Here is an 11,814-nt window from a genome sequence, read left to right as displayed (position 1 = left end):
GCTGCTCAGTATTTAACGAGATGGATCAATGGCCTCAGCTAATACACTGATACAGATCTCCTAGGTCCATAACCTTGGTAAGTGTTATGCAATACCAAGTTCTTACTTAACTTTCGACATTTCCTACACACTTCGCCCATCTTTCTATTTTGACAGTCCCTATAACAACCCACTAGTCTGGCTCCAGTGCAAGTCGCACTGCACTTAACATTGCAGATTCAAATAGCATCAGGATCGGTGCTGACGAAACATAAAAGGGAAAGAACTATGACATCGAATACAGATAGCACCTATGACAACGATTCAATTTTAGACAACGCAATCAACGCACCTGAAGAGTTTGTAAACGCATCAACGGGCAGGTCTGAAAACAGTATCCGGGGGAAAGGCATTACACTGACAAAAAATGAAATCATTCAACTTCGGATGTACGAAATCGCAGGATTAGCGCTCCCCACCGCAGTTCAAGATGTCATTACCTACCTCGGCTATACCGACGGAGCAGGACCAGGACTCTCAGCCAACGATTTTCGAGATACGTTTATTGTGGTGCACAACCACGCAGCACGCTGGAACCCTATTAGCGTCAAGATCAAAGCCATCGGCAGTGAGCTAAAAGTATTTGCGGGTCAATTACAGATATACGGCGATGACATGTCACGCGTCCTTTCTGAAATCAAAGGCAGTAAAACTTTTCGGGAGCTGAATATTGAAACATATGATGATCTAAAGCGTGCAAAAATCGATATGAATATTGAACTTCCGGACATCGAATTAGATGCAGCCGGTCTCGATACGGCCAAAGATTTCGGGTACTACTTAACAAAGATGTTGGAAAAAGTCCAAGCGCGTAAAGCTGACGCTGAAGCCGTTAAAGTACTGCTACACGATTTTGACAAAGATCTTTCGTTGTCAGTCCGCCCAAAAGTAAGCATGAAATTAGCGTCAATAAAAAACACTCCGTTGCACGAAGAAGTCAAAAAATTACAGGTGGTCATCAATCAACGCACCCTCGACATTGATGAAAAAACAAAAGAATACAAAAAACTAGTGGGCGACTCGTTGGCGTCAGCTGCAGCAGGCGGTGTATTTGGTTTAGGTATGGCAATCTATACCGGATCCGAGGCCGAAAAAATCCGTAAAGAACGAAATCGACTTAAAAAATTACAAGCGGCGGATATCGAACTGTTAAGCCAGAAAAATAGCATCGCAGGAAATTTAAGTCGTATTGAATTGGACATGCAAGACTTGCAATTGCTAGTGATCGACGCCGACGCGGCGACCAAAAACCTGGTCACTGTATGGAACGCGCTTTCTCTGTATGCCGACAAATCCCAAGATGAAGCGAAATCCATTACAGACGTGCTAAAAGCGAACCGGTTTGAGTCCCATTTCAGGTCTGTAGTAGAACCGTGGAAGCTAATTGGTGAAACCGCCGATGAATTGCTGGATGTTTTCAAAGAAGCAGATGACGAAATCAAACGCCGCGGCCTTTAATTAAATTTGGATATTTATAACATGAACTCTCAGAGCAACGTTACCTCCCTAAAACTGAACGCAAACTACATCGAACCCAATGTAAACGTCATGAGCAGTAGCCTTGCAGAAATGCAAAACAACATGGCAGTAGCGCAGGTAGCATTTAATAAAGTCAGTTATTTGCCAAACCTGATCAGCACGTTCTCGACGTGGGTTGATGCCGCATTGACAGGTCGCCAGATCCTCAAAGAATCAAGTCAGCGGATGGCTGTAGAGTTCCATCTGACCGTCCCGAAACTGCGACAACTGAACGACGAATACCGTCAATGCGATGACCCTGATGAACAAGTAGACATCCTCGATGAAGTCAATAAATCTCTCACCAATACCGTGGACAAAACGCTTGAAGAAGCAAAAAAACTGAATAAATGTTTGGCAAACATCAGTGGTTCATTTGACCCATCGGCTACCACTAGTTATTTAGACGGCTTCGAAACTCAGTCACAAAGTCTAAAGGCAGAGATAGAGCATTTAAAAGCGCAGGAAAGCGACTGGTCGCAGCAACGCACAGTACTCACAGAGGCTATCGCAGTTATTGAACTACAGGGTGTAGCAACGGGGGCACAAGAGGCTATTTTGACTACAGAAAAAATTGCTGAACTGGGAGTGCAACCTCCGGAAATGGCACTTATACAACTGGCAGTCGATCAGCTTAAAAAATCAATTGACAACGCGAAGGCAACTTTTAGCTTTTTAGATCTGGTAGCAGAAAGAGATCGTCTGCGGACTAGAATAGATACTTGCTCAAGCCATATTGCAAGTCGTGATGCAGAAATCGGCCGAATTGTGGAACGCATCAAGCTCATCAAGGCTATTCATATCATCAATGAACATCGGAATATTTTTGCTACAGAATTCGATAAAATTGTTAACTCCGTTTATCTTTTTCTGGAGCTTAACAATGTGCCCGAGCAAGATGACGATGTACGCAGCTTAACGTTGATTAACTACGCCATTCAATTGGAAAAATACCTTAACCCCATTCATGGGTAAAAAGCACACTCGATTACAATAAACCTTACCTAGGCAAAGGGGCGTGCCGCGCAGGCGGCCACCCCTCTTACCAAGTTACCTTACCATTAACTCGCTGACTTAATGTCCTAACGGACGATGGTCTCCGGGGACTGTAGATAAATAATCATTATGGGCACCGCCGAAATTGACTTGCCATTTCTTAAGGTATTGGCAAACTATCGTTTATTTTTGAAAAATCTTCCCGAACAGGTTAACTCCATAAAAACAGAACTGAATATGTTTTCTGATAAGGAATTTAAGCAACGGGTAGAGCCCTCTCTTGTTTATGTTCTTCCTATTGCAAAAAACAAATCAGATTCTTGGCCCATTGAATTTAACCAAATGTTGCACGGGCATTATAATTTGTGCGGGCTTATCGCTGACTTGATTTTTTTTGCTCATCAGCTCGCAGGGGCTACTGCGTTGATGACTAAGCCACAGAGAAGCAATTCGTTGTCGACCCTCAACCTGCAACAACCTCCATTCTCTCTCGCAGGCTTAGCCTTCCTTCACGCAAGCTCACCGGTCATTCTCCTTCAACAAATAAAACTTCATATCCATGATGCCTGGAAAAAATGTTTCGACAGCGCGTTCCACTCGTCAACCCTCTCAGACGGTGTCTCGCTGATAACCCCAAGAATCATTAACTTTATGGACGCGAGCATTGATATCTATGCCGCGCGACGTAATATCAGCTTAGATTTGACCATCACCGACAGCGCTTTAGACATTGTTATTAAGACCGCCAATAAGACACGGAACGATTATACAGACACTTTGATCGCTGCTAGTGACTTGTACGCCTATCTCAGTAACATCCGCGCATTACTGGACGAACCCGATAGACTGATTGCACGGGTATTTCAGAGCAGCACGATAAATGAGCTTAACGAGGCAATGAAGGGCATGGTGCCGAGCCTGAACGTCCTGAAAGAACACCTTCAGAAGTTATAACGGTCATGCGTCAAAAGCCCATGGGTCATCATGGGCTATCTGAATAGCTCTGATCAGACGTAGAAAGATTTCAATGGCGGAAAGCCGTTAAATTCCACAGCACTATAGCTCGTGGTGTAAGCACCGGTAGACAACCAGTACAAACGGTCGCCAATGGCCAAGTTTAATGGCAGACCATACTTATAGTTCTCATACATGATATCGGCGCTGTCGCAGGTAGGACCGGCGATAACCACTTCTTCCATTTCGCCTTTTTTCTCGGTCCAGATCGGAAACTTAATGGCTTCGTCCATGGTTTCGATCAGGCCTGAGAATTTACCCACATCGGTATAAACCCATCGCTCAACGGCGGTACGCGACTTGCGTGCTACCAAGACCACCTCACTGACCAGGATACCGGCGTTGGCAATCAACGAACGGCCAGGCTCCAGAATGATTTCTGGAAGGTCGTCGCCGAAGTCTTCCTTGAGGAAACGGATGATTTCTTCTGCGTAGGTTTCCAGGCTGTTGGTGCGGGTGATGTAGTTGGCCGGGAAGCCGCCACCCATGTTGATGAGCTTGAGGATAATGCCGTCTTCTTCTTTCAGACGCTCGAAGATCACTTTGACCTTGGCAATCGCAGCATCCCACACGCTGATGTCACGCTGCTGCGAACCCACATGGAACGAAATGCCATAAGGCACCAAGCCTAATTCACGGGCAAGAATAAGCAGGTCCATGGCCATGTCAGTCTGGCAACCGAATTTACGCGACAACGGCCAATCGGCGGTGGTCGAGCCCTCGGTGAGAATACGCACGTAAACCCTGGAGCCCGGCGCGGCTTTGGCGATGTTGCGCAGGTCAGCTTCAGAGTCGGTGGCAAACAACCGCACACCCTTCTCATAGAAGTAGCGAATGTCCTTGGATTTCTTGATGGTGTTGCCGTAGCTCATGCGATCAGGTGTTACACCCTCACCCATGACTTTATCCAGCTCGTAGATCGAAGCGATATCGAAACTGGAGCCTTTGTCCTTAAGCAGGTTGATGATTTCAACCGCCGGGTTGGCTTTAACGGCGTAATAGATTTTGGCAAAATCGAAGCCTGCTCGCAGGTCATCGTAGGCCTTGTCGATCATCGCAGTGTCGATGACCACAAACGGGGTTTCATGCTGATCGGCAAACGCCTTCATTTTGTTGAAGGTGGTGAGCTCAAAATAGTCTTCGACTTTGATCATGCTGGATCTCCTACGGGCAAACTGGATTAATCAATGGGTGCGAATGAACGTCCTCCGTGTGTATCCCCACTTTGGTTCGCCTACTTCCCAAGGCCATCGCCGAAAGCAAAAAGGCCATGGGAAAAGCGCTTCCCTTGGCCTTGCTGTCTCGTCGTCAGTACTTGAGCCGGATGGATCGTTTCCAGCATGGACGTTCGGCGCGAACTTTAGGACTTGATAGCCTTGAGATCAACAAAAAATGTCGCGTTTTTGCACACGTCCGTCGCGAGCTGTCTTTCACTGACCTACGTAACCGACCCATGTGACATGGTTGATGTTCCATTCCAGGCACACCATGCATTCCCTGTAGGGGCCGACTTGTTGGCGAAGCGCCATGTGTAGCGCATCAGTTCGCCATATCGCTAACACCTTGGCTCCTCCAGAAAGATGGTTTTTCATCCGTTGGATCAAGCAACACTGCTTACGCTTAAGCCACCAACTCAGCCGGAGAAACAATGCTGGTCTTGCCACCGCGAGACTTACCGGAGCTTAAATACTCTGCAATGGATTCCTGAGTCACCTCACCCAGGAACACCCGTTCGGCATCCATGACCGGCAGCCACGATCGGTTGAACTCGTACATCCGCGACAGCAGAATCCGCAAATGCTCATCGAATGCAGCCGTGGCATTGAACTCAAGCAAGAATTGCGCGCAGGTGCCGGTTTGACGGTGCAGGTCGCGGCGGCGAACGTAACCAAGGCCTTTGTTTTCGGCATCGGTGACTACCACGTAACGGCGGTCAAGCTCGTCCATCAGTTCCAACGCTTCGGCGACCGGGGTTTCAGGGCTGACCGACGGCGCGTTGTCCGCCGCATCTTCGGCTTTTACCAACAACAGACGCTTGAGGGTGCTGTCCTGGCCAACGAAGCTTTTTACAAAATCATCTGCTGGGTGTGCCAGCAAGGTGTCGGGGTGGTCGACCTGAATTAGTTTTCCGCCACGAAAAATTGCGATTTTGTCGCCGAGCTTTATTGCTTCGTCGATGTCGTGGCTAACCATGATCACGGTCTTGTTTAGCGCCCGCTGCATCTCGAAGAACTCATTTTGAATTGACTCACGGTTGATCGGGTCAACCGCGCCGAACGGCTCATCCATCAACAACAGTGGCGCGTCTGCGGCCAAGGCGCGGATCACGCCGATCCGTTGTTGCTGACCGCCGGACAATTCTCGCGGGTAGCGGCTCAGGTACTGCTTGGGCTCAAGCTTGACCATCGCCATTAATTCGATAGCGCGGTCGCGGCACTTCTGTTTGTCCCACCCCAACAAGCGCGGGACGATGGTGATGTTTTCTTCGATGGTCATGTTCGGAAACAGACCGATCTGCTGAATGACGTAGCCAATATTACGGCGCAGGGTCACTTCGTCCAGACCGCTGGTGTCTTCACCGTTGATCAGCACCTTGCCGGAGGTTGGCATGATCAAACGGTTAATCATTTTCAGCGTGGTGCTCTTGCCGCACCCCGACGGGCCGAGGAATACACAGATCTCGCCTTCGTTAACGGTCAGGCTCACTGAATCCACGGCGGTGACGTCTTTGCCGTTGGTGTGAAAAGTCTTGGTCAGGTTCTGCAGCTCGATCATTTGCTTGGGACTGTTCATTTCAGTAATCCTTTTGGAGTCAGCGTGCGTTGCAGCCATTGCAGAAGCAGGTCGGCGAAGATGGCCAGAAGACTGACCAGTACTGCGCCCACGATTAGCATCGACATATCGCTGCGGCTGATTGAAGCAAGAATAAGTACACCCAGACCGCCCGCGCCAATGGTGGCGGCGATGGTCATGACGCCAATGTTCATCACCACGGCAGTACGTACCCCAGCGAGGATCACCGGAACTGCAATCGGCAGTTCAACCATGCGCAAGCGCTGGCTGAAGGTCATGCCGATGCCTTTGGCGGCTTCGCGGATCCCCGGCTCGACGCCGGTCAGCGCCAAATAGGTGTTGCGCATGATCGGCAGCAGCGAGTACAGAAATACAGCGGTGATCGCCGGCATCGGGCCCAGCCCTTGACCGAACTTTGAATAGAACGGCAACAACAGGCCGAACAGCGCAATCGACGGCACCGTCAGCAACACCGTGGCGCCGGCTTGTAGCGGTCCGGCCAGTGTCGGAAAGCGAGTCATCACGATGCCCAGCGGCACGCCGACAATAATCGCCAGGGTCACTGCGATGCCGACCAACGTGATGTGCTGCCAAGTCAGGTGCAGGATCAGCGACCAGTCAAGATGGGAGAAGGTGTTCAAGATGCTCATGTCTTCTCCTTGATCAGTTAAGTGGATGTTCGCGCAGGAAATCTGCGGCAACGAGGGAGGGGCTGTCGTGGTCCACATCAACCCGCGCGTTCAACGCGCGCATGGTGTCGTCGTCCAGCAGTTCCGCAAGCGGCTTGAGCTGCGCAGCCAAGTCCGGGTGAGCGTCGAGGTAGTCCTTGCGGATCACCGGGGCCGCGGTGTAGTCCGGAAAATAGTGCTTGTCGTCGGCGAGCACCTTGAGGTGAAACGCGTTCAGACGACCGTCGGTGGTGTAGACCAATCCGGCGAACACCTGGCCATTACGTAGCGCGGTGTAGACCAGCCCGGCGTCCATCTGGCGAGTGTTCTCCCGGTTCAGGTTCATGCCGTAGTCCTTGACCATGCCGACCAAACCGTCGGAACGGTTAGCGAACTCGGTATCCAGCGCAACGATATGATCTTCCTTGGCCTCGTCTTTCAAGACCTTGGTCAGGTCGCTGATGCTGTTTATTAGGGGGTATTTATCAGCAATTTTTTTCGGCAATGCCAGCGCGTAGGTATTGCTGAACTTGGACGGCGCCAGCCAAACCAGACCTTTTTTCAGGTCCAGCTCTTTAACCCGTGCATAGGATTGCGCGCTGTCGAGTTTTTCAGCGATGTGGTTGTAAGACACCAACGACACCCCGGTGTATTCCCAGAGCATGTCTAGCTGCCCGCTTTCCTGAGCACTACGTGCCAGGTTACTGCCCAGTCCCCCGGTGACTTGGACGTCATAGCCCTTGGTCCTGAGGTACTGCGCGGTCATTTCCGCAAGGATCGTTTGCTCAGTAAATACCCGAGCTCCGATACGAATCACCGGTTTTTCAGCGGCGCTGGCCAAACCAGAGAGCAGCAAGGCAAAGCCTATGAATAAGCATGATTTTTTCATTGGTTTTTCCTCTCTCAGCGGGTCAGGCCGCGTTCCAGCCAGATACGGCTGGCTAACGTCACCACACCGTCAAGCAACAGCGCGAGCAAAGCGGTACACGCCGCCCCGAGCAATAGTTGCGGCTGATTGTTCAGTGCAATGCCTGGGAAAATCAGGCTGCCCAGGCTGTTCGCGCCAATCAAAAACGCCAGCGGCGCAGTGCCTACGTTGATTGCCAGCGCGACCCGCACGCCACCGATAATGATCGGCACGGCATTAGGCAGCTCAACGCGAAGCAGCACTTGGCGCGGTGTCATGCCAATTCCGACGGCCGCTTCCTTGAGTGAGCCCTGAACGTTTTTCAGGCCTTCATAGGTGTTGCGCACAATGGGCAGCAACGAGGCCAGGAACAGCGCGAAGATGGCGGGTCCGCTGCCAATGCCGAGGATCCCAAGGGCAATGGCCAACACGGCGAGAGGAGGAACGGTGTTGCCAATATTGAAAACTTGCATGAAGCGTTCAGCGCTACGAACCATACTCGGTCGGCTGAGGACAATACCAGCCGGTATACCGACCACCAGTGCCGCCAGCATTGAAACCACGACCAAAATCAAATGCGCTTGCAGGTAGAACCACAGGTCGTCTTGGTACTTTACGATGGTACTGATGCCGATCCAATGGACCAGCAGGGCCAGAAGCGCAATAACAATTGCACCTCCCAATAGCCCCTTGCCATAGCGATTAGCCACAGGCGGACTCCTTTTTTCCGTCGGCGAACGCGTTGCCATAGCGGGCCAATTCTGACCGCACTGATAACTGCAATAACGTTCGCGAAGAGCAGCGGGTGGGTCGCCGGTAAGGGTTTAACCTCGGCGAAAACACAAGCCATTAGCGTAGCTTCGTCAAGCTAACGTGTTGATTTATCAGCCTCACATACTGGCTCTATCCGAGGAGTGGACGTCTCTACTGTGCGAAAGGTTCCCACATAAGATAGTAATTGGCCACCTTGCATCGACTGAACGGTTCGGTTATTGCCTCCAACTGAGCTATAATCTGCGCCCTTTTTTGATCACCTGCCAGGCGATTTCCCATGACCAACCAGGCCGCCGAAGTCGCGAAACGCCGCACCTTCGCCATCATTTCCCACCCGGATGCGGGCAAGACCACCATCACGGAGAAACTGCTGTTGATGGGCAAGGCGATTTCCATTGCGGGCACGGTGAAATCTCGTAAGTCCGACCGCCATGCGACGTCTGACTGGATGGAGATGGAGAAACAACGCGGCATTTCCATCACCACCTCGGTCATGCAGTTCCCGTATCGCGATCATATGATCAACCTGCTGGATACCCCGGGCCACGAAGACTTCTCCGAAGACACTTACCGCACCCTGACCGCAGTGGATTCGGCACTGATGGTCCTTGATGGCGGTAAGGGCGTTGAGCCACGGACCATCGCGTTGATGGACGTTTGCCGTCTGCGTGACACGCCTATCGTCAGCTTCATCAACAAGCTCGACCGCGACATCCGTGACCCCATTGAGTTGCTCGACGAAATCGAAGCGGTACTCAAGATCAAGGCCGCGCCGATCACTTGGCCGATTGGTTGCTATCGCGATTTCAAGGGTGTGTATCACCTGGCCGACGACTACATCATTGTGTACACCGCCGGGCATGGCCATGAGCGTACCGACGTCAAAATCATTGAAAAGCTTGATTCCGACGAAGCCCGCGCCCACTTGGGTGACGAGTACAACCGCTTCTGCGATCAGCTGGAATTAGTGCAGGGCGCTTGCCACGAATTCAACCAACAAGAATTTCTCGACGGCCAACTGACGCCGGTTTTTTTCGGTACGGCGCTGGGTAACTTTGGCGTCGATCACGTCCTTGATGCCGTTGTGAACTGGGCACCACAGCCGTTAGCCCGTGTTGCCAACGAACGCACCGTGGAGCCCAATGAAGAGAAATTCAGCGGCTTTATCTTCAAGATTCAAGCAAACATGGACCCCAAGCACCGGGACCGTATCGCGTTCATGCGGGTCTGCTCAGGCCGTTACGACAAGGGCATGAAAATGCGTCATGTACGGTTGGGCAAAGAAGTACGGATCGGCGATGCGCTGACATTCTTTTCCTCCGAGCGTGAACAGCTCGAAGAAGCTTTCGCTGGCGACATCATCGGCTTGCACAACCACGGCACGATTCAGATCGGCGATACCTTTACCGAAGGCGAAAACCTGGGCTTCACCGGCATCCCGCACTTTGCCCCGGAGCTGTTCCGCCGCGTACGTCTGAAAGACCCACTGAAGTCCAAGCAACTGCGTCAGGGTTTGCAGCAATTGGCCGAAGAAGGCGCCACGCAGGTGTTCTTCCCGACACGCAGCAACGACATCATTCTGGGTGCTGTCGGTGTGTTGCAGTTCGATGTGGTCGCCAGCCGCCTGAAAGAGGAATACAAGGTCGAGTGCGCTTACGAGCCGATCACTGTGTGGTCAGCTCGCTGGATCGATTGCAGCGATAAGAAGAAACTTGAAGAGTTCCAGATCAAAGCCGTGGAAAACCTGGCGGTCGACGGCGGCGGTCACTTGACCTACCTGGCACCGACCCGCGTCAACCTTGCATTAATGGAAGAGCGCTGGCCCGACGTAAAATTCCGTGCGACCCGCGAACATCACTAACTGAAGGTCAGGTCACGGGCGTTTGTTACTGCAGCCAGCCCGCAGTTCCCAACCAGCCCGGTGCAGTTTTTTGCAGCCAATCGCTGGCGGCCGGATTGTGTTTCACCCGGCTGTCGAGAAAGGCTTGGCTGACCGCTTGAATCGAAGCTACTTGTTTCGGATCGGGAACAGGCTCTGCCCCGACAGGACTGTGAGCGCCAGACCGAAGGAGTTTGGTCTTGGCGTGGGATTTTCCCCCGGGAGTATGATCGTCCTCTGACACCTTTAACTCCTTTCCTTCGGTGGGAATGGGCACCAAATCTGAGCCGGACAAGGTCTTGTAGGTAGCCCGCGACAGCCTCAAGCGGTGACTGCCAGCAGCGGTCACGGATGCACCCACTAATTCGCGCTGCTGATTAGAACTGACCCAGTTGAACGGGTCTTCGTCGTCTTGGCTAGTAATTGTCAAGACGGGCGAAGCGATGCGTGCGAACACCTCAGGTTTGGCCTGGATTTCGGCAAAAGGACTGATCAACAACACAGCCTTGGGCTCAATATCAATACCGGTCGCGACGTCCACTTGTCCCGCTCCCGCCACCGCAGCGGCGGTTTGCGCGCCCAAATCAAAACCGGCTACGGCAACTTGACTCCAATCGATCGACGCCAGTTGCGCTTCACCTTTAGCCGCCCGCGCCCGCACTTCGCTTAACACTTTCTGCAGTGTGCTCAGCCGGTCTCGGAGGGAAGCGTTGGAATAGCGATCAGCCGCCAACTCGCGAAACACGCCCGCCTGGGCCTGACCTGTCAGGTAAAGAGCCGGGCCGTAGGCCTGACCCTGAACCGATAACACGGCATACCCGGCTTGTGCCCAGGCGGTGCGCCATTGCTCGCCCGCTGTGGCCGATTCACCGAGGCCCGGCAGATAAATAATCAGCGGCAAACGCTCATGGTTCACGGGCGCCAGCCAAGCGACATTCACCGATTGGCGTCCTATCTGCCACGTATCATCCCAACTGGAGACTTCGTTATGGGCCGGCAGATACGCGGTGGTCAGATCTTTGTTAACCAACTCGATAAATTTAATGTGGGCCCCCGCTGGGTCGCTAGCGCAGCCGGCGGTCAGACCTATTGTGCCAAGCAGCACACTCACAGCAAGCCAGTGTCTCGGTTGAAAATTCATGCACCCCACACAGTCCATCCCTATCAGTTGGCTCGGCTAAAGCGAGCAGCCTAACCGCAGCGGCCTCAATCAACGAGCCCGGCGC

General features: G+C 52.2%; 10 protein-coding genes. 4 read left to right on the top strand and 6 right to left on the bottom strand.

Annotated elements, in window-relative coordinates; translation table 11 throughout:
* Positions 1-267: 267 nt before the first annotated feature.
* The 3 genes from QN378_RS15345 to QN378_RS15335 all read left to right on the top strand — a co-directional run bounded on the left by QN378_RS15345 (position 268) and on the right by QN378_RS15335 (position 3,507).
* Entirely contained in the window at positions 268-1,497 is a 1,230-nt protein-coding gene (locus tag QN378_RS15345) for an alpha-xenorhabdolysin family binary toxin subunit A (RefSeq protein ID WP_322206707.1), read from the top strand.
* Between the two features lie 21 nt (positions 1,498-1,518).
* Positions 1,519-2,532, top strand: a complete 1,014-nt coding sequence (locus tag QN378_RS15340; RefSeq protein ID WP_322206706.1) for an alpha-xenorhabdolysin family binary toxin subunit B — start codon at positions 1,519-1,521, stop codon at positions 2,530-2,532.
* Between the two features lie 150 nt (positions 2,533-2,682).
* Positions 2,683-3,507, top strand: coding sequence for a hypothetical protein (locus tag QN378_RS15335; protein ID WP_322206704.1), 825 nt, complete (start codon positions 2,683-2,685; stop codon positions 3,505-3,507).
* Positions 3,508-3,560: 53 nt separating this feature from the next.
* Here QN378_RS15335 and QN378_RS15330 read toward each other — a convergent pair whose 3' ends face one another.
* The 5 genes from QN378_RS15330 to QN378_RS15310 all read right to left on the bottom strand — a co-directional run bounded on the left by QN378_RS15330 (position 3,561) and on the right by QN378_RS15310 (position 8,684).
* The gene (locus tag QN378_RS15330) at positions 3,561-4,721 is read right to left on the bottom strand and encodes a type III PLP-dependent enzyme (protein WP_322206703.1); all 1,161 of its coding nucleotides are present in this window, start codon (positions 4,719-4,721) and stop codon (positions 3,561-3,563) included.
* A 466-nt stretch (positions 4,722-5,187) separates the two neighbouring features.
* The gene (locus QN378_RS15325; RefSeq protein WP_322207001.1) at positions 5,188-6,342 is read right to left on the bottom strand and encodes an ABC transporter ATP-binding protein; all 1,155 of its coding nucleotides are present in this window, start codon (positions 6,340-6,342) and stop codon (positions 5,188-5,190) included.
* A gap of 14 nt (positions 6,343-6,356) precedes the next feature.
* Positions 6,357-7,010, bottom strand: coding sequence for an ABC transporter permease (locus tag QN378_RS15320; protein ID WP_322206701.1), 654 nt, complete (start codon positions 7,008-7,010; stop codon positions 6,357-6,359).
* A 13-nt stretch (positions 7,011-7,023) separates the two neighbouring features.
* Entirely contained in the window at positions 7,024-7,917 is an 894-nt protein-coding gene (locus tag QN378_RS15315) for a glycine betaine ABC transporter substrate-binding protein (protein WP_322206700.1), read from the bottom strand.
* Positions 7,918-7,931: 14 nt separating this feature from the next.
* Complete coding sequence (locus QN378_RS15310) at positions 7,932-8,684, bottom strand: ABC transporter permease (protein ID WP_407074110.1); 753 nt, start codon at positions 8,682-8,684, stop codon at positions 7,932-7,934.
* Between the two features lie 302 nt (positions 8,685-8,986).
* Between QN378_RS15310 and QN378_RS15305 the strand changes: the two genes are divergently transcribed.
* Complete coding sequence (locus tag QN378_RS15305) at positions 8,987-10,570, top strand: peptide chain release factor 3 (protein ID WP_322167552.1); 1,584 nt, start codon at positions 8,987-8,989, stop codon at positions 10,568-10,570.
* A 25-nt stretch (positions 10,571-10,595) separates the two neighbouring features.
* On the opposite strand, the gene QN378_RS15300 is transcribed toward QN378_RS15305, so the two are convergent.
* The gene (locus tag QN378_RS15300; RefSeq protein ID WP_322206698.1) at positions 10,596-11,729 is read right to left on the bottom strand and encodes an alpha/beta hydrolase; all 1,134 of its coding nucleotides are present in this window, start codon (positions 11,727-11,729) and stop codon (positions 10,596-10,598) included.
* Positions 11,730-11,814 lie beyond the last annotated feature (85 nt).

The organism is Pseudomonas sp. 10S5 (assembly GCF_035019745.1).
Lineage (GTDB): Bacteria > Pseudomonadota > Gammaproteobacteria > Pseudomonadales > Pseudomonadaceae > Aquipseudomonas.
The sequence above is the reverse complement of the archived record's forward strand: the minus strand, read 5'-3'. Positions and strand labels throughout refer to the sequence as shown.

Bases quoted from the DNA above. Each gene is read 5' to 3' on its own strand.
- QN378_RS15345 (WP_322206707.1), top strand. From the start codon at position 268: ATGACATCGAATACAGATAGCACCTATGACAACGATTCAATTTTAGAC.
- QN378_RS15340 (WP_322206706.1), top strand. From the start codon at position 1,519: ATGAACTCTCAGAGCAACGTTACCTCCCTAAAACTGAACGCAAACTAC.
- QN378_RS15335 (WP_322206704.1), top strand. From the start codon at position 2,683: ATGGGCACCGCCGAAATTGACTTGCCATTTCTTAAGGTATTGGCAAAC.
- QN378_RS15330 (WP_322206703.1), bottom strand. From the start codon at position 4,721: ATGATCAAAGTCGAAGACTATTTTGAGCTCACCACCTTCAACAAAATG.
- QN378_RS15325 (WP_322207001.1), bottom strand. From the start codon at position 6,342: ATGATCGAGCTGCAGAACCTGACCAAGACTTTTCACACCAACGGCAAA.
- QN378_RS15320 (WP_322206701.1), bottom strand. From the start codon at position 7,010: ATGAGCATCTTGAACACCTTCTCCCATCTTGACTGGTCGCTGATCCTG.
- QN378_RS15315 (WP_322206700.1), bottom strand. From the start codon at position 7,917: ATGAAAAAATCATGCTTATTCATAGGCTTTGCCTTGCTGCTCTCTGGT.
- QN378_RS15310 (WP_407074110.1), bottom strand. From the start codon at position 8,684: ATGGCAACGCGTTCGCCGACGGAAAAAAGGAGTCCGCCTGTGGCTAAT.
- QN378_RS15305 (WP_322167552.1), top strand. From the start codon at position 8,987: ATGACCAACCAGGCCGCCGAAGTCGCGAAACGCCGCACCTTCGCCATC.
- QN378_RS15300 (WP_322206698.1), bottom strand. From the start codon at position 11,729: ATGAATTTTCAACCGAGACACTGGCTTGCTGTGAGTGTGCTGCTTGGC.